Consider the following 17,143-nt stretch of genomic DNA (forward strand, 5'->3'; position numbering starts at 1 on the left):
TCTTCCACTTAGTTAACTGGAATCTTTTCCACTTGTCCAGTGGTTGGCTAGGCTGGCTGCGTGCTTCCGATCGCGGGGTCCGGCCCGTCCGAACGGGCCGACGCGGCCCGCAACAGGCAGAAGATCCTCCAGGCGGCGGCGCGGATCGTCGCCACACGCGGAGTCGAGTGCCTGGCGTTGGACGAGGTCGCGGCCGAAGCGGGCGTCGGCGTGGGCACGGTCTACCGCCGTTATGCCGACCGCGGCGCGCTGGCGCAGGGCCTGCTCGACGCGCAGGAACGCGAGTTCCAGGCGGCGTTCCTCAGCGGCCCGCCACCGCTCGGCCCCGGCGCGCCCGCGCGGGAGCGGATCCGCGCGTTTCTGCACGCGTACGTGGACCGCTTGGAGACGCAAGGAAAGCTACTGATGGTCGCGGAAACCGAGACACCGCGGGCGCGGTTCGTCACCGGCGCGTACCGCCTGCACCACAACCACCTCGTCGGCCTGATCACCGAAGCCGACCCGGATGTGGACGCACACTTCCACGCGGACGCACTGCTGGCACCCCTGGCCGCAGCGCAGTACGTCCATCAGCGCGAGAACGGGATGAGCGCGGAACGGATCAAGACAGGCTTCGATCAGCTGCTGAACTGAAACCAGAGCCACACACCGGCGGCCAGCACAACCAGCAGCACCAACCACACGAACATCTCGCTGACGACCTCGCCGACCAACTCGACGACGATCTTCACCACTCCGCGCAGGATAGCCACCACAACCTGCAGGACCGCCATCGGCCAACGCAGCCAGGGCTGCCCGGACTCACGTCGCAGGCGTCTCAGTTCCTCCCGGGCGGACGAGCTGCCAGGCTCACCCGTTGAGCTGATCGGCCACCGCCAGGATCCGGCGCGCGTTGTCCACGTGCAGGTTCTCGATCATCCGGCCGTCCACGGTGACCACACCGCGGCCTGCCTGCTCGAACGCCTCGACCACGCGGCGAGAGTACTCGATCTCCTCAGCCGACGGCGAGAAGACCCGGTTGCACGGCTCGACCTGCCCGGGGTGGATCAGCGTCTTGCCGTCGAAGCCGAACTGCTTGCCCTGCAAGCACTCCGCTTCGAACCCCGCGAGGTCCTGCACGTTGTTGTAGACGCCGTCGAGGATGTCCTTGTCGGCCGCGCGAGCCGCGAGCAGGCACAGCGACAACCCGGTGAGAAGCGGCGCACGACCGGGAACGTGGTCGGCACGCAGTTCCTTCGCCAGGTCGTTGGTGCCCATCACGAGCACTGACAGGCGCTCGCTCGCGGTGGCGATGTCGTGGGCGTGCAGCATCGCGACCGGGGTCTCGACCATCGCCCAGATCGTCGTCTTGTCCGGCGCCCCGCCCGCTTCCAGCGCGCGTTCGATCGCGTGCACCTCCGCGGCCGAGTCGACCTTCGGCACGACCACCGCGTCCGGCCCGGCCTCCGCGGCCGCGCGCAGGTCGTCGGCGTGCCACTGCGTGCCGGAACCGTTGACGCGGATGGTGACCTCGCGGTTGCCGTACTCGCCGGACGCGGCAGCCTCGCAGACGCGCTTACGGGCGTCCACTTTGGAATCCGGGTGGACCGCGTCCTCCAGGTCCAGGATCAACGCGTCCGCGGGCAGGGTCTTGGCCTTCTCCAGCGCACGCTCGTTGGCGCCGGGCATGTACAACACGGACCGGCGCATCAGGCCTCCTCGGAAGCGGCGGCGTACGCCTCGGCGAGCTCCGGGTCACGAGCAGCCAGCTGATCGGCCAGCTCGGCGACCACGCGGCACTGCTTGACCGTGGCGTCGTCCTGCATCTTGCCGTCGATCATCACGGTTCCGGTGCCGTCGCCCATTTCCCTGATCACGCGCCGAGCCCAGGCGACGTCCTCCGGGGACGGTGAGAAGACCTTCTTGGCGATCTTGATCTGCGCCGGGTGCAGGCTCCACGCGCCGACGCAGCCCAGCAGGAACGCGTTGCGGAACTGGTCCTCGCAACCGACCGTGTCCCGGATGTCGCCGAACGGCCCGTAGTACGGCAGGATCCCGTTGGCCGCGCAGGCGTCGACCATCCGCGCCACCGTGTAGTGCCAGAGGTCCTGCTGGAAGGTCTGCCGCCCGGCCGTGACGTCCTCGCCGACCGGGTCGGTCCGCACCAGGTAGCCGGGGTGGCCGCCGCCGACGCGGGTCGTCTTCATGCGCCTGCTGGCCGCGAGGTCCGCCGGGCCCAGCGACATGCCCTGCATGCGCGGCGAGGACGCGGCGATCTCCTCCACGTTGGCCACGCCGGTCGCGGTCTCCAGGATGGCGTGCACCAGGATCGGCCGCTCCAGCCCGGCCTTGGCCTCCAGCTGGGCCAGCAGCCGGTCGACGTAGTGGATGTCCTGCGCGCCCTCCACCTTGGGCACGATCACCACGTCCAGCTTGTGGCCGATCGCCGGGACCAGCGTCAGCAGGTCGTCCAGCGCCCACGGCGAGTCGATGCTGTTCATCCTGGTCCACAGCTGCGCGTCGCCGAAGTCGGCGTTCTTGCCGATCTCGACGAGTCCCGCGCGGGAGGCCTCCTTGCGGTCCGCCGGGACCGCGTCCTCCAGGTTGGCGACCAGCACGTCGACCTGCTTGGCCAGGTCGGGCACCTTCGCGGCCATCTTGGGGTTGCCGGGGTCGAAGAAGTGCAACGCTCGCGAAGGGCGGAACGGGATCTCCCTGACCGGCTCAGGCGCGCCGAGCGCCAGCGGCCGGAAGAAGTCCTTCGGCGAACGCATCCTGACCTCCACGTCCTCGGGTTTTACCGGAGGGTAACCCGGTGGCCGGGGCTCTGCCCGCGACTCGCGTCACACAAATCGGTTGCCCTGACTGGCCCGGCTCTGCTGAACTGCGCAAAACCCGCGACCCGAGGAGAGCAGCAGTGCGACTGTCAGCCATGTCCACCAGGAAAGGAATCCACCCCTATCTGAAGGACATGAAGCTTGGCACGCACGCTCAACTTGGGGATCCTCGCGCACGTCGACGCCGGTAAGACCAGCCTGACCGAGCGCCTGCTGCAACTCGGCGGCGTGATCGACGAGGTCGGCAGCGTCGACGACGGCAACACGCAGACCGACTCCATGGCGCTGGAGCGGCAACGCGGGATCACCATCAAATCCGCAGTCATGTCGTTCGTCGTGGACGACGTCACGGTGAACCTGATCGACACGCCCGGCCACCCGGACTTCATCGCCGAGGTGGAACGCTCGCTGAGCGTCCTCGACGGCGCTGTGCTGGTCATCTCCGCCGTGGAAGGCGTGCAGGCGCAGACCCGTGTGCTCATGCGCGCCCTGCGCAGGCTGGCCATCCCCACGATCATCTTCGTGAACAAGATCGACCGGACGGGTGCGCGGCACGACAGCCTGCTGCGCGAGATCGCCGACCGGTTGACGCCCGCGATCGCACCGGACGGCACCGACCCGGTCGACCTGCTGGCCACAGTGGACGACGCGCTGCTGGCCGGGTACCTCGACGGTTCGCTGACACCGGAAGACACCCGTGGCTCCCTGGTCGCGCAGACGCGGCTGGCACGGGTCCACCCGGTGTTCTTCGGCTCGGCCATCACCGGCGCCGGGGTGCCGGCCCTGATGTCCGCACTGGTCGAGTTCCTGCCGACGGCGTCAGGGGCGACCGACGGACCGGGATCGGGGCTGGTGTTCAAAGTGGAACGCGGGCAGCACGGCGAGAAGATCGCCTACGTCCGGATGTTCTCCGGTTCGCTGCGCGTGCGCGACCGCGTGCGGTTCGGCGGCAAGGACGGGAAGATCACCGCGATCAGCGTGTTCGACCGCGGTCCGGCCGTGCGCGGCGCGTCGGTCGGCGCCGGTCAGATCGGCAAGCTGTGGGGACTGTCCGAGGTCCGGATCGGCGACCACATCGGCGAGCCGCACAGGCACGCCGAGCACCACTTCACCCCGCCGACGCTGGAAACCGTGGTGATACCGGACGACCCGTCCGAACGAGGCGCGTTGTACACCGCGCTCACGCAACTGGCCGAGCAGGACCCGTTGATCAACCTGCGGCAGGACGGCGTGATCTCGTTGTACGGCGAGGTGCAGAAGGAGGTCATCCAGGCAACCCTGTCCGACGACTACGGCCTGGCGGTGTCGTTCGAGGAGACCACGACGATCTGCATCGAACGCGTCGCCGGGAAAGGTGCGGCGTTCGAGATCATCAACGAAGGCGACAACCCTTACCTGGCAACGGTCGGGCTACGAGTCGAGCCGGGCACCGGGGTGAGCTTCCGGCTCGGAGTCGAACTCGGGTCGATGCCGTCGGCGTTCTTCAACGCTGTCGAAGAGGGCGTCCGCAAGACCCTGCGCAACGGTCTGCACGGCTGGGAGATCACCGACTGCGTCGTCACCATGACACGTTCTGGTTACTGGGCACGGCAAAGCCACTCACACGGCACGTTCGACAAGTCGATGTCCAGCACAGCCGGTGACTTCCGCAACCTGACCGCGCTGGTGCTGACGAACGCGCTCAAGCAAGCCGGAACCGTTGTGCACGAACCGATGCACGCGTACCGGCTGGAGATCCCGGAGGACGCACTCGGAGTGGTGCAGCCGGTGCTGGTGCGGCTGCGGGCGTTCCCGCTCAGCTCCACCCCGCGCAACGCCGCCTACCTGCTGGAAGGCACGATTCCCGCGGCACGGGTCCATGAGCTGGAACGCCTGCTGCCGTCGCTGACCCGTGGCGAAGGCGTGCTGGAGTGCGCTTTCGACCACTACGCGGCTGTTTAGCGAGGTTCGTCGGTGAAGACCTTCGTGACGATCTCGCCGTCCATGGTCAGGTAGCCGTGCAGCATGCCCGGCGTGCTGTGCGGCCCGGCGAAAGTCCCTTGGCGGTCGAGCGCGATCACACCGCCCGTCCCGCCAAGGGCAGGCAGGCGGCGCATGACCACGTCGAACGCGGCCTCGGCCAGGCTCAGGCCGCCGAACTCGATCATGGCGGAGATAGTGCCCGCCGCCGCGCCCCGGATGAACACCTCGCCCTGACCGGTCGCGCTGACGGCCGCGGTGTCGTTGCGTGCGTACGTGCCCGCGCCGATGATCGGCGAGTCGCCGATCCGGCCGCGCATCTGGTTGGTCGTGCCACCCGTGGAGGTCGCGGCGGCCAGGTCGCCGTCGCGGTCGACCGCGACGGCGCCGACCGTGCTGTACTCGGCCCGCTCCGGCGCCCCCGGGTCCTTGGCCTCTTTCAGCTGGTCCAGGCGTCGCTGAGTCCAGAAGTAGTCCTGGCTGACGGGCCGCAGGCCGTTTCGTTCGGCGAAACTCTCCGCGCCGTCGCCGCACAGCAGCACGTGTGCCGTCTGTTCCATCACCATTCGCGCGGCCAGGACCGGGTTGCGCACGTTCCGCACGCCCGCGATAGCCCCGGCGGCCAGGTCGGCGCCGCGCATGATCGACGCGTCCAGTTCGTGCCCGCCGTCCTCGGTGAACACCGAGCCCTTGCCCGCGTTGAACAACTCGTTGTCCTCAAGGACACGCACGGCTGCTTCGACGGCGTCCACGCTCGACGCGCCACCGCGCAGCAGCCGCTCCCCCGCGCGCAAGGCGTCGGCGAGCCCGTCCCGATGGGCTTTCTCCAGCTCAGGCGTGGTCTCCTGGCGGATCAGCTTGTTGCCCGCGCCGCCGTGCACGGCGATGATGACGTTGTCTGCGTCCGGCTCGTAGGTCACTCACGGCACAGTAGAGCGTCCGGTGTCCGGCTCGATCCGAACCGTCCCGTGTATGCGACGCCCGCCACACACTCGTCCGCGGCGCACTGCCCCTTGTAGTGGCCGGACGCGAAGTCACCACCGTCGGGAGCCCGGTTGTCATGCCGGTCGAACCACAGGGTCCGACCGTTCTTGCCCAGTGCGACCGGTGACCGCCCGCACAACACCGAGGACATCGCCGCCCCGCGCACGCCGTAGCCGAAGACCTGGTGATCCGGCGGGCATCGCAGCTTGTGTAACCACCGGCCCAGTCAGTGTCCACGTAGGACTCGTCGTGGACAGTTCGGTAAGCCGTGGCAGTGGCCTGCTCGGCGCAGAGACCGCGGTTGCCGGTGTGCCTGAGCGATCAGCCGTTGACCGTCCGGGCAGACGCCCCTGCGTGCACCGGAATCCCAGTCCGGCAGCCCGCGCACGGCACGCGACTGCTGGAAGTCAGCGTGGCCGAGGCTGAGCATGGACCAGCGCTGCACCGCCCGCGCGGGCTTGGCCGGAGCGTCGACCAGCCGTTTCCACGCACCGGCACGCCAGTCGTCGCCGTCGTACAGGCCCATCCGCCCGCCGGACGCGTCCCAGTGCAGCAGACCCCAGCCGTTGCCGCCGCGGTTGGTGTGGAAGCCGACCAGTGGCCAATAGGCGAAATCCGCGTCCGTCTCGACGAGGTAGTCCACGAACCGCTCGAACCACGCACGCGACTTCGGGTCGTTGTTGTCCCGTCCGCCCACCCCGAACTCGCTGCTCCACACGGGTGCGGTGAAGTGCTTGTCCGCCTCGTCGGCGACGTAGAAGGCCTGCCGGTACAGCACTTCCTTCAGATGCCGGTCCAGTTGACGCATTCGACGATGATCAGCAGTCGCGGGGTCGCCGACGTCGCCCGAGCCCGTCCAGGTGCCGCTCGCGCCGTGCCAGTTGCCGGACTTGAGCATGAACCGTTTGCCCCGTGCGTCGACGATGTGCCGGCCGCTCGTGCTCAGCGGCCCCGCCCAGTCGGCCTGCGCCGGGCGTTGCGGGACGACCACCGTCCCGGCCAGCACCGTGACCAGCAGAACCTGAACTAACCTCGAACGGTGGAGGGGATCCGGGCCGCGTCACAGCGGCTGATCGAACTGGACGGCCGGCTCGGCGCCGGCACCGTCGCCGACCACGCCATTCGTGCCTTCCACCAGGCCAGAAGAGACCGGGGTACGAGCCGCGACTGGTACGCGGCCATGGCCGAACTCGCCGAGGTGACCGGCTGGATCGCGTTCGACGCGGGCAGACAGCGCCTGGCCACGCGAGTCAACCGGGAAGCGCTCCAGTTCGCCGCGCAGGCAGGCGACCGCGGCATCGAACGCCTGATCCTGCTGAACATGAGCCTGCAAGCCGGATATCTGCACCGGCACAGCGAATCGGTCGCCATCGCCCAGTCCGTCATCGACACCGGGCGGACCTCGCCCCGCGTGCACGCCATCGCACTGCTGCGGCAAGCCCGCGCGTACTCCCGAAGCGGCAACCGCCGCCCCGCGTTGCGCGCGTTCGACCACGCACGTTCACTGTTCCACGACGGCGTTTCCGATCGGGACCCCACCTGGGCGTGGTGGCTCGACGAACAGGAGATCGACGGCCAGCACGGCGCCGCGTACCTGGAACTGCGCGACCGCCGACCCGGCATCGACTTGCTGTACACCGCCGTCAACGCCGAAACCCCGGGCGCGCCGAACTATCGGACGATCTTCGCGGCGCGGCTGCTCGGCGAACTCACCGCGGCGTCCGCGTGGGACGAGGCTCGGGCGGTCGCCAACGACCTGGCGACCGGAACGACAGCCATCGGCTCGGCGCGAGCGAGGATCCTGCTGCGCCGGGCCGTCCGATCAGTGCGCGGGCACGCCGTTGGCGGCGATCCAGCGTTCGACGGAGTACTCGACCAGGGTGATCAGGGTCTGCTTGGTCGACTCGCGGTCCCTCGCGTCACACCGGACGATCGGCACGCGCGGGTCGATCGCCATGGCTTCGCGCACGTCGTCGACCCGGTGGTGCAGTTCGCCGTCGAAGCAGTTCAGCCCGATGATGTACGGCAGGCCGCGCTCCTCGAAGAAGTCGACGGGTGAGAACGAGTCAGCCAGCCGCCGGGTGTCGGCCAGCACGACCGCGCCGATCGCACCACGCACCAGGTCGTCCCACATGAACCAGAACCGCTGCTGGCCGGGCGTTCCGAACAGGTAGAGGATCAGGTCGGTGTCCAGCGACACGCGGCCGAAGTCCATCGCCACCGTCGTCGTCGACTTGTCCGGCGTCGCATCGAGGTCGTCGAGACCGGCACTGGCCTCGGTCATCACCGCCTCGGTCGTCAACGGCATGATCTCGGAGACCGAGCCGACGAACGTCGTCTTGCCGGCCCCGAAACCACCGGCTACCACGATCTTCACCGACGTCATGGTCGGCATGATTGCTTGCTGCGCGGTCCTATAGCCGGCGGAGTCCACCCAAAACCCTTTCCATCAGCGCGAGATGTGATGAACCGCCGGACAGGCCGGTCGTCCGGTGGACGACCACCAATCCGGTCGCGACCATGTCCCCGAGCACGATCTTGGCTACTTGCAACGGCATTTCGAGCTCAGCGGAGATCTCCGCGACCGATTTCGGCGTACGGCACAGCCGGGCGATCGAGCGGTGCTCGATCTCGGCGAGACCGTCCTCGGTCATCCCAGCGGGCGCCGTGGAGATCATCGCCTCCACCCGCAGGTCCCCGTCGGCCTTGGTCCGCCCGCCCGTCATCGCGTACGGCCGGACCATCGCCGGGTCGTCGTCCGGCATCTCGACGAGCACGGGCTGCGGCTGCGTTGGCGACAGCCTCGGGCCCGGCGTCGGTTTGACGTCGGCGGATTCGCCTGCCCGCTTGCCGAACGTCAGTCCGTTGAGGACATCGGCGAAGGTCGGGCTGGGTGGCGCGTCCTCGTGGATCGTCATCCTTCCCTCACACCGCAGCTCCGGTCATCCCCCTCGCGCCTTGCAGTGCCGCGCGCAGTTCGGGGGTGAGCATCTGGCCGACGCGGTCGACCAGCATGGTCATCTCGTAGGCGATCTGGCCGATGTCGCACGTCGGCGCGGCGAGGACGGCCAGCGACGACCCGTCGCTGATCGACATCAGCAGCAGGATCCCGCGTTCCATCTCGACGACGGTCTCCTTGACCGGACCGGCCTCGAAACAGCGCGAGGCGCCGTGGGTCAGGCTGACCAGGCCGGACGACACCGCGGCGAGCTGGTCGGCGCGGTCGACGGGCAGGCGTGCGGACGCGGTGAGCAGCAGTCCGTCGGCGGACACGACCACCGCGTGCGCGACACCGGCGACTCGCTCAGCGAAGTCGTTGACCAGCCAGCCGAACTGGTGCGGCTGGGAGTGGGGCGACATCATGATCGGGTCTCCTGTTGTCCATTCTGGTTTTCGACGAGGCTGCGCCTGCCGTTGCTCAGTCCGCGCTGAAGCCCGTCCAGCCGGCCCCGGACCTCCTGTGCCCCTCGTTCACCCCGCACCAGGCCCTCGCCGAATCCCGGCGGCGACGCGATGCTCCCCGGTACGAGCTTCTCCCGGGGAACGCGCTGCGGCAAGCCCGCGGACGTGACACCTTCGGGGGACTTCGTGGCTTCCTCGGCCGACTTGAACCCGCTGTCGGCCCCAGTCGTTGTGGCCTGATCCTCGGTGTACACGCGCGGCGTGCCGGTATCGGTGCGGTCACGAGCACGGGACAACCCGGTCTGCAACCCGCCGAGCCGTTCGCGCAACGCCTCCGCTTCGCGTTTGCCGCGGATCTCCGGCGCCTGCTGGGGTTCCGAGACGCTGCCCGGTACGAGCTTCTCCCTCGGCACCCGCTGCGGCAGGCCGGCCTTCGTCACCCCGCGCGGGGTCTCACCGACCGCCTGGGCGGTCTCGAATCCCTTGTCCGCCGCGAACTTCCAGGTCTCGGTCGGCGCTTCGGCCGGCGGCTTGTCCTGATCGGACCCGGTGAACCACGCCGAGATCATCTCGTCGAAGATCGGAGTGGTCTCGTGGATCCCGCGCTCGAGCGGCGGGGACGGCGCGCCGGTGTTCGCCGCGTTGACCGGGTCCCACCACCCGGTGGTCACCGCCGACTGCTCGGCGGTCGCGACACCTTGGTCCCCGGTCGCGAACAGGTCCCCGCTGACCGGCCGCTCCGGTTCGGCGAGCGGGTCCTCGGCGGTCGTGTGCACGGGCGCGGCACCGGTCGCCAGCCGCGCGGCCAGGTCCGAAGTGGACACCGTGTGCCCGTTGGCGCGCGGCCGGTGGGGGTGCCGCTCCTCCGACTCGCCCGGTGCGAGCAGGTCGGCCGGGATGGTCAAGGTGGCCCTGATGCCCTGGATGTCCTTGCCGCCGTGCAGCTCCACCCGGACGCTGTGCCTGCTGGCCAGCCTGCCGACGACGAACAGGCCCATCCGCCGCGACGCCGACGCGTCGAGCTGGCCGCCTTCGGCCAGCCGGGTGTTGACCTCGGCGATCTCCTCGTCGCGCATGCCGATGCCGCTGTCGAGGACGTCGACCGACACGGTGCCGTCGTCCGCGAGCCTGCTGGCGATCGTGACCTTGGTGTCCGGCGCGGAGAACGCGGTGGCGTTGTCCAGCAGCTCGGCAGTCAGACGGACCAGGTCGCGTGCCGCGTAGCCGACGACCGTCTGCGGTGGCGGCGGCTGCACGACGACCCGTTGGTACTGCTCGATCTCCGACACCGCCGCACGCAGCAGGTCGGCCAGCTGCACCGGCGGCCCGGCGCGCCGGGCCAGCTCGCTGCCGGACGAGAGCACCATCAGGTTCTCGTTGTTGCGCCGCATCCGGGTCGCCAGGTGGTCCAGCTGGAACAACGTGGCCAGCTGGTCGGGGTCCTCCTCGTCGCGTTCGAGGCGGTCGAGCAGGTGCAGCTGCCGCTGCACGAGGCCCTGGCTGCGCCGGGAGAGGTTGACGAACACGTCGCCGTAGCTGGCCCGCAGGTGCGCCTGTTCGGCGGCCAGCCGCAGCGCCTGGTCCTGCACGGCGTCGAACGCCCGCGCCACCTGCCCCAGCTCGTCCTTCGTCGTCACCGGGACGGGAGCCACGAGCGGCGGCAGCAACGCGCCCGCCCGCAGCCCGGCGACGGCCTCCGGCAGCTTGTGGTCGGCCACCGACAACGCGCTGCGCCGCAGAATCCGAAGCGAGCCAACGAGTTGACGGCCGACGATGACCACGACCGCGGCGGCGAGGAGCACCGCGGCGAACAGCACGACCGAGACGAGCCCGGCGGCGTCGCTCGCTTCGTCCTGCAGCCGGGCGGACTCGGCGCTCAGTTCACGCGCGAGCACGCCGGCCACGGTCGCCACAGCGCCCAGGGTGAGCTGTGAACTGGTCTGCCAGTCGTTCTGGCCGACCGCCAGCGCCGCGGGCCGGGTGTCCGGCTGTTCGAGGACCTGTTCGAGCAACCGCGCCCGGTTGGTCACGGCCGCGCCGCTGACCGTGTTGTCGTACTCCTGCCGTTGCGGCTGGCTCGCCGACGCCCGGAAGTCGAGGACCCTGGAGTCGAGCCGGGACTGCGACGAGCGCAGCGCGCCGAGCTCGGCGACAGTCAGCGTCCCCCTGGACAACCCGACGGACACGAGCGCCTGCTGCAGGTAGATCTCCTCGCCTGCCCGCTGCAGGTCGTGCAGCGCGACCGCCGTCCCGGTCAGCGCCGGGTCGGTGATCTCGCCTGCCAGCGCCCGGTCGAAGCCGAGCAGCACGGCGATCACCTCGGTGTACCGGGTCAGCGCCGCCCGTGCGTCCAGCTCGGCGCGGGTGACCTGGTCGCGCAGCCTGCCCAGTGGCTCGAGCAGACCGGCGACCTCGTGCCCGGTGTCCTGCGCGGCGGGCGTGACGAACTGGACCGCTTCGGCCGCCCGGCTCATCGCGGCCCAGTTCACGTCGGTCGCCTGGTACTCCTGTCGCAGTTCGGCGCCGGGTTGCGCGGCGCCCGCGACGAGCAGCCGCGCCGACTCCGCCCGCTCCTGCTGCAGGCCGCCGATCGCCTTGCCGAGCTGGTCGGACAGTGCCACCAGCCGGTCGACCCGGCGGTAGGACTCCGCCCTCGCCACCTGGTCGTGGATCTGCACCGCGCCGAGCGCGACGACGAAGACCAGCGGGACCATGGTGACCGCGGCGAGCTTGGTGCGCAGGTGCCAGTCCCGCCAGCGCAGCATCCGTGCTCGTCCTGTGCTGGTCACTGTCAAAACACTCCCAATGCGCGCAGTCGCTTACTGCATTGCCTCATCAATGACGGGGATCAATAACTCGCATCCGTGCGGACCTACTGTTTCGCAGGGTGTCGGCACCCCCATGAGGAAGTCCCGGAGCCCAGATGCTACATGAGAAGAATGATCAATCAATGGTCTGATCGTGGCCGGTGGACAATTCGCTACGGGGAGCATGTGTGAATAGCGACTGTATGCCCCGATCGGGGGAAGTTTGCCCGTCACGGCCCGTCCCACATGGACGCACGCGCGATGTGGCAACCACCTACAGCGGTCACAGTGGACCGCCGCGGCAACGGTTGTCGCTGGTCATCTCGCCGACACGCTGCGGAATCGCAGGATTCACCCGGAAGTGTGAGCGTCGCCCCTCAGGTACCGCCCCGGCCCGGCCGATGTAGTGATCAGACCGCCCGGAGACCTAGTGGACAACCCCGAACTCGTGGCTACTATGTCGCTCGCCGATAGGCGTACCGGGAAGGTACATATGACGCACTGGTCCGGCCGAACCACTTCGGCCAGCTTTGGCAGAATCGACTCTTCGACAGAAAAAGAAGTTCACGACGGGCCCGACTTCGTTCGCATTCAGCGGAGTACGGAATTCACTGAACTGCGATCGGGACTGCGCGGGTTCGTGTTCCCGGTGACGATCCTGTTCTTCGGGTGGTACATCGGGTTCGTCGTGCTCGCCGCGTACTTCGGCGAGTTCATGAGCCACCGGCTGATCGGCTTCGTCAACGTCGGGCTCGTGCTCGGCGTCCTCCAGTTCGCCAGCACGGTGCTGATCACCCTGTGGTACCGGCGGTTCGCCAAGCGCCGGATCGATCCGAAGACCGCCGCGCTGCGTGAATCGGTCCGGCGCGAGACAGCCCGGCAGCCGGCCGCCCAGCGGTCGCACGCGCGGCACTCGGCACTGAGGGAGGTCAACCAGTGAGCACCGACGTCGGAAGTCCCGTGCTCAACATCGCCGTTTTCGCCCTGTTCGTGCTCGTCACGCTGGTCATCGTGGCGAACGTCAACCGCAGGCAGGCCACGGCCAACGACTACTTCACCGCGGGCGGCGCCTTCGGCGGCGGCAAGAACGGCCTCGCGCTGTCCGGCGACTTCCTGTCCGCCGCCTCGTTCCTCGGCATCGCGGGCGCGATCGCCATCCACGGCTACGACGGGTTCCTGTACTCCATCGGGTTCATGGTGGCGTGGCTGGTCAACCTGCTGCTGATCGCCGAACTGGTCCGCAACACCGGCCGCTTCACCATGGGCGACGTGCTCTCGTACCGGATGCGCGCCCGCCCGGTCAGGGCCGCGGCTGCCACCTCGACGATGGTCATCTCGTTCTTCTACATGCTCGCGCAGATGGCGGGCGCCGGTGGCGTCGTCGCGCTGCTGCTCGGTGTGCACGACGGCAAGGGCCAGGCGGTGGTGATCACCGTCGTCGGCATGATCATGATGCTGTACGTGCTGGTCGGCGGCATGCGCGGGACCACGTGGGTGCAGATCATCAAAGCCGCGATCCTGGTGCTGTGCGTCGCGCTGATGACCGTGTTCCTGCTGGGCAAGTTCGGCTTCAACATCTCGGAATTGCTGCGGCAGGCGGCGGCGAACAACGTCAAGGGCGAGCGGATCCTCAACCCCGGCGGGATGTTCGGCGAGAACGGCACCAGCAAGCTCGACTTCGTCTCGCTGGCGCTGGCGCTGGTCCTCGGCGCGGCGGGCCTGCCGCACGTGCTGATGCGCTTCTACACGGTGCCGAACGCGGTGCAGGCACGGCGGTCGGTGATCTGGGCGGTCGGCACCATGACGGTGTTCTACCTGGCGACGTTGATCATCGGGTACGGCGCCTCGGCGCTGGTCGGGTCGCAGCGGATCCTGGCGGCGACCGGTGGTGAGAACTCGGCTGCGCCGCTGCTCGCGTACGAGATCGGCGGAACGCTGTTGCTCGGCATCGTGGCCGCGGTCGCGTTCGCCACGATCCTCGCCGTGGTCGCGGGTCTGACGCTCACCGCGTCGGCGTCGTTCGCCCATGACGTGTACGCCAACATCTTCAAGCGCGGCCGGGCCAAGCCGGGCAGCGAGGTCCGGGTGGCCAGGCTGACGGCCGTGGTGGTCGGCGCCATGGCGATCGTCGGCGGAATCCTCGCCAACGGTCAGAACGTGGCGTTCCTCGTCGGTCTCGCGTTCGCGTTCGCCGCGTCGGCCAACCTGTCCACTTTGCTCTACTCGCTGTTCTGGCGCCGCTTCAACACGAGCGGCACGCTGTGGGGGATGTACGGCGGCCTGGTGTCGTGCCTGGCGCTCGTCGCGGTCTCACCGGTCGTGTCGGGCAGCCCGACGTCGATCTTCCCGTGGCTGGACTTCGCGTTCTTCCCGTTGAGCAACCCGGGGATCGTGTCCATCCCGGTCTCGTTCGTCCTCGGGTTCCTCGGCACGGTGCTCAGCCGGGACAAGGGTGACGAGCGCAAGCAGGCCGAGATGGAGGTCCGGTCACTGACCGGGATCACCCCACCCTCGTGAGTGTTTCGGCCGGTTCTAACCGGCCGAAACACTCACGAGGTGTACAGCCGGCCGAGGAACTCGACGAGTAGCCGCTCCCGCAAGCCGGCGGGAGCGGCGGCCAGCAGCGTGTTGACCGCGGCCATCCCGGCGCTCATGTCCACCGAGGCCAGGAGTTCGCCGAACTGCTCGCCGGTCAGCGTGGCCGCGTCGATCCCGTCGAGAACCCGTGTGTCCACTTCGACCGGTGTGGCGTCGGCGACCGCCCCGGCGAGGTCGGTGAGGAACAGATCTTCGTTGCCGTGGTTGGCCGCGGTGACCGTCAGGTGCAGGTTCGCCGGTGAGTTCTGGAACGCGAATTGCGGCTGGACGTACCAGCCGCGTTCGCGCATCCGGTCGGCCAGCGAGAACAGGTCGGTGTCCGCCGAGGTCACCGAGAGCAAAGTGGACACCGGGTCGCCGAGGACGATCAGCCCGGCCCGGTGCAGGCCTTCGCCGATCCGCCGCACAGCGGCGAGAGTCTTCCTTGCCAGGTCGAGGTAGCCGTCGTCGCCGACGTGCCGGAGCACGGCCCAGGCCGCGGCGATCGGGCCGCCCGAGCGCGTGGACTGCATGGTGGAGTTGAGCATCGTGTAGCCCGGCCACGCCGCGCTGGCGAAGTACTGCGACCGCCGCAGACTCGCGTCCCTGTGCAGCAGTACCGAGGCCCCTTTCGGACAGTACGCGTACTTGTGCAGGTCGACCGAGATGCTCGTGACGCCGTCCACCCGGAAGTCGAACAGCGGGACCTCTACGCCGAGCCGGGCGAAGTAGGGCAGGACCCAGCCGCCGATACACGCGTCCACATGGCACCGAACGCCCTTTTCCGCCGCTGCGGCGGCGATTTCGGCAATCGGGTCGACCACACCGTGCGCGTAGGACGGCGCGCTCGCGACCACGAGTACCGTGGTGTCGTCGATCGCCGCCCGCATGGCCTCCGGGTCGGCCGTGAAGCCGTCGCCGACCGGAACAGCGATCGGCCGCACGTTGAAGTAGTGCGCGGCCTTGTGGAACGCGGCATGCGCGGTCACCGGGAACACAATGGACGGACGGTCGACGTCCGGCCGCGCTTGCCGTGCGGCCAGCACAGCGAGCATGCACGACTCGGTCCCGCCGGAAGTGACCTGCCCGGCGCCGCCGCCGAGCAGGTTCGCGGCGGTCGCCACGATCTCGTTCTCCATCCGCAGCAAGCTGGGGAAGGCCGTGGGGTCCAGACCGTTGGCCGAGGACGCGAGGGCATGCGCGGCGGCACCGAGCTCGTCGATGCCCGCGAGGCCGCTGTCGTAGACGTACGCCATCGTGCGACCGCCGTGCGTCGGCAGGTCACCGGCGCGCATCTGGTGTAAATCGGCCAGTACCTGCTCGGCGGGGATCACACGCGTACCTCCAGCTTCTTCGTCAGCAACGGCAATGCCACCAGGACAAGGGCGACCGGCACGACCGCGAACCCGATCAGTGCCGCCGTGACCGCGCTCTGCGGTTGTGCCACGGCGGCATCCGTGCTCGACACGTAGCCACCGGCGGCGAGGATGATGCCGTAGATCCCCGGGCCGACAGCGAACCCGAGCGTCTCGCCCGCGGTCCACACGCCGGAGAACAACCCGGCGCGGCGGGCGCCGCTGCGTTGCTCCTCCGCCGTGATCACGTCCGGCAACATGGCCATCGGGAACACCTGCATGCCGGAGTAGCCCACCCCGGTGAACGCGGCGAGCACCACGACCACGACAGCGGGTACGACCTGTGCCAAGGTACAAAAAGCCAGCGGCACGGCGAAGATGATCGACGAGACGATGAACCCGGCGCGCTTGCCGTACCGGGTGCCGACGCGTTGCCACATCGGCATCACCAGCAGCGCGGGGCCGACGAACGCGGCGAACAACAGTGTTTGCATACCGCTGTCCCGCAACACGACCCGCGACATGTAGTCCACGCCCGCCAGGAGCGTGCTGACGCCGGCTGCCTGGATCACGAACACGACGAGCAGCCGCCGGAACTCCCGTGATTGCCGGACCGCCGCGAACAACTCCGAGAACCCGGCGCCGGTGTCCATGTGACCGCTTGTGGCCACACCGCGTGTTCCCACGTACACCGTGACCGTGCCGATCAGGATCAGCAGCCCGACCACGATCCCCATGACGTGGTATCCGCCGGTCGCGTCCCGGATCGCCGGCGCGCCGGCACCGGACAGCAGGATCGCCACGGCCAGTATGGCCATTCGCCAGGTCATCAGCCTGGTCCGTTGGTCGTAGTCGGTCGTGATCTCGGCCATCATGGCCACGTAGGGCACCTGGAAGAACGCGTACGCCGTGGCACACAGCAGGAACACGACACCGACGTACACCCCGCCGCCCGCGGGCAGCGCGAACAGGGCCGCGAAGAGCACCGCGAGCGCGACACCGCCCTGCAGCAACAACGGGCGCCGAGGTCCACGGCGGTCGCTGATCCGCCCGGCGACCGGGTTGAAGATCACGTCCCATGCCTTGGGCAGCAGCACGAGCAGCCCCGCGGTGGCCGCCGGGACGGCGAGCGAGTCGGTCAGGTAGGGCAGCAGAAGCAGCCCCGGCACCGTCGAGAAAGAGCCGGTGACCAGGGACCCCAGGCTGTATCCGGCGCAGATCCGGCGGCTGACGGTCATGGTCG

15 protein-coding genes are annotated in these 17,143 nt (G+C 69.0%); 4 read left to right on the forward strand and 11 right to left on the reverse strand.

The window, feature by feature from the left end; translation table 11 throughout:
• The first annotated feature begins 60 nt into the window (after positions 1 to 60).
• On the forward strand, positions 61 to 633 hold the full coding sequence (locus AOZ06_RS42925) for a TetR/AcrR family transcriptional regulator (RefSeq protein ID WP_054294609.1): 573 nt from the start codon (positions 61 to 63) through the stop codon (positions 631 to 633).
• Here the strand turns inward: AOZ06_RS42925 and AOZ06_RS57355 are convergent.
• The 3 genes from AOZ06_RS57355 to AOZ06_RS42935 form a co-directional block, all read right to left on the reverse strand.
• Positions 618 to 773: a hypothetical protein gene (locus AOZ06_RS57355; protein ID WP_157233557.1), complete on the reverse strand. Its 156-nt coding sequence runs from the start codon at positions 771 to 773 to the stop codon at positions 618 to 620. The two genes, AOZ06_RS42925 and AOZ06_RS57355, sit on opposite strands and share 16 nt — an antisense overlap.
• Positions 774 to 849: 76 nt before the next feature.
• Positions 850 to 1,689, reverse strand: coding sequence for an HpcH/HpaI aldolase/citrate lyase family protein (locus AOZ06_RS42930; protein WP_054294610.1), 840 nt, complete (start codon positions 1,687 to 1,689; stop codon positions 850 to 852).
• Positions 1,689 to 2,753 (reverse strand): HpcH/HpaI aldolase/citrate lyase family protein, encoded by a 1,065-nt coding sequence (locus AOZ06_RS42935; protein ID WP_054294611.1) that lies wholly within the window; start codon positions 2,751 to 2,753, stop codon positions 1,689 to 1,691. The genes AOZ06_RS42930 and AOZ06_RS42935 overlap by 1 nt, the downstream gene beginning before the upstream one ends.
• A 204-nt stretch (positions 2,754 to 2,957) precedes the next feature.
• Here AOZ06_RS42935 and AOZ06_RS42940 point away from each other — a divergent pair, with 204 nt between their 5' ends.
• The gene (locus tag AOZ06_RS42940) at positions 2,958 to 4,757 is read left to right on the forward strand and encodes an elongation factor G (protein ID WP_063810217.1); all 1,800 of its coding nucleotides are present in this window, start codon (positions 2,958 to 2,960) and stop codon (positions 4,755 to 4,757) included.
• Here AOZ06_RS42940 and AOZ06_RS42945 read toward each other — a convergent pair.
• From AOZ06_RS42945 to AOZ06_RS42980, 6 genes are all read right to left on the reverse strand, one after another.
• Positions 4,754 to 5,695, reverse strand: coding sequence for an isoaspartyl peptidase/L-asparaginase family protein (locus tag AOZ06_RS42945; protein WP_054294612.1), 942 nt, complete (start codon positions 5,693 to 5,695; stop codon positions 4,754 to 4,756). The two genes, AOZ06_RS42940 and AOZ06_RS42945, sit on opposite strands and share 4 nt — an antisense overlap.
• A gap of 290 nt (positions 5,696 to 5,985) precedes the next feature.
• On the reverse strand, positions 5,986 to 6,765 hold the full coding sequence (locus AOZ06_RS42955; protein WP_054294614.1) for a hypothetical protein: 780 nt from the start codon (positions 6,763 to 6,765) through the stop codon (positions 5,986 to 5,988).
• Between the two features lie 816 nt (positions 6,766 to 7,581).
• Entirely contained in the window at positions 7,582 to 8,145 is a 564-nt protein-coding gene (locus AOZ06_RS55385) for a GTP-binding protein (RefSeq protein WP_083472856.1), read from the reverse strand.
• Positions 8,146 to 8,173: 28 nt separating this feature from the next.
• Complete coding sequence (locus tag AOZ06_RS42970) at positions 8,174 to 8,677, reverse strand: DUF742 domain-containing protein (RefSeq protein ID WP_054294617.1); 504 nt, start codon at positions 8,675 to 8,677, stop codon at positions 8,174 to 8,176.
• 7 nt (positions 8,678 to 8,684) lie between these two features.
• Positions 8,685 to 9,122 (reverse strand): roadblock/LC7 domain-containing protein, encoded by a 438-nt coding sequence (locus AOZ06_RS42975; protein ID WP_054294618.1) that lies wholly within the window; start codon positions 9,120 to 9,122, stop codon positions 8,685 to 8,687.
• The gene (locus AOZ06_RS42980; RefSeq protein ID WP_236951922.1) at positions 9,119 to 11,950 is read right to left on the reverse strand and encodes a nitrate- and nitrite sensing domain-containing protein; all 2,832 of its coding nucleotides are present in this window, start codon (positions 11,948 to 11,950) and stop codon (positions 9,119 to 9,121) included. Before AOZ06_RS42980 ends, AOZ06_RS42975 begins: the two co-directional genes overlap by 4 nt.
• A gap of 511 nt (positions 11,951 to 12,461) precedes the next feature.
• Here AOZ06_RS42980 and AOZ06_RS60880 point away from each other — a divergent pair.
• Positions 12,462 to 12,908, forward strand: coding sequence for a DUF485 domain-containing protein (locus AOZ06_RS60880; protein ID WP_083472311.1), 447 nt, complete (start codon positions 12,462 to 12,464; stop codon positions 12,906 to 12,908).
• The gene (locus AOZ06_RS42990; RefSeq protein WP_054294620.1) at positions 12,905 to 14,485 is read left to right on the forward strand and encodes a solute symporter family protein; all 1,581 of its coding nucleotides are present in this window, start codon (positions 12,905 to 12,907) and stop codon (positions 14,483 to 14,485) included. Before AOZ06_RS60880 ends, AOZ06_RS42990 begins: the two co-directional genes overlap by 4 nt.
• A 32-nt stretch (positions 14,486 to 14,517) precedes the next feature.
• On the opposite strand, the gene AOZ06_RS42995 is transcribed toward AOZ06_RS42990, so the two are convergent.
• Together AOZ06_RS42995 and AOZ06_RS43000 are read right to left on the reverse strand one after the other, a co-directional pair.
• A complete protein-coding gene (locus AOZ06_RS42995; protein WP_054297345.1) occupies positions 14,518 to 15,876 on the reverse strand; it encodes a pyridoxal phosphate-dependent decarboxylase family protein in 1,359 nt (452 codons plus the stop codon).
• Positions 15,876 to 17,138, reverse strand: coding sequence for an MFS transporter (locus AOZ06_RS43000; RefSeq protein ID WP_054294621.1), 1,263 nt, complete (start codon positions 17,136 to 17,138; stop codon positions 15,876 to 15,878). The genes AOZ06_RS42995 and AOZ06_RS43000 overlap by 1 nt, the downstream gene beginning before the upstream one ends.
• Between the last annotated feature and the right edge of the window lie 5 nt (positions 17,139 to 17,143).

The organism is Kibdelosporangium phytohabitans, from assembly GCF_001302585.1.
GTDB lineage: Bacteria > Actinomycetota > Actinomycetes > Mycobacteriales > Pseudonocardiaceae > Kibdelosporangium > Kibdelosporangium phytohabitans.

Excerpts from the sequence above, each read along its gene's own strand:
- AOZ06_RS42935 (WP_054294611.1), bottom strand. The coding sequence starts at position 2,753 with ATGCGTTCGCCGAAGGACTTCTTCCGGCCGCTGGCGCTCGGCGCGCCT.
- AOZ06_RS42975 (WP_054294618.1), bottom strand. The coding sequence starts at position 9,122 with ATGATGTCGCCCCACTCCCAGCCGCACCAGTTCGGCTGGCTGGTCAAC.
- AOZ06_RS43000 (WP_054294621.1), bottom strand. The coding sequence starts at position 17,138 with ATGACCGTCAGCCGCCGGATCTGCGCCGGATACAGCCTGGGGTCCCTG.
- AOZ06_RS42930 (WP_054294610.1), bottom strand. The coding sequence starts at position 1,689 with ATGCGCCGGTCCGTGTTGTACATGCCCGGCGCCAACGAGCGTGCGCTG.
- AOZ06_RS60880 (WP_083472311.1), top strand. The coding sequence starts at position 12,462 with ATGACGCACTGGTCCGGCCGAACCACTTCGGCCAGCTTTGGCAGAATC.
- AOZ06_RS42970 (WP_054294617.1), bottom strand. The coding sequence starts at position 8,677 with ATGACGATCCACGAGGACGCGCCACCCAGCCCGACCTTCGCCGATGTC.
- AOZ06_RS55385 (WP_083472856.1), bottom strand. The coding sequence starts at position 8,145 with ATGACGTCGGTGAAGATCGTGGTAGCCGGTGGTTTCGGGGCCGGCAAG.
- AOZ06_RS57355 (WP_157233557.1), bottom strand. The coding sequence starts at position 773 with ATGGCGGTCCTGCAGGTTGTGGTGGCTATCCTGCGCGGAGTGGTGAAG.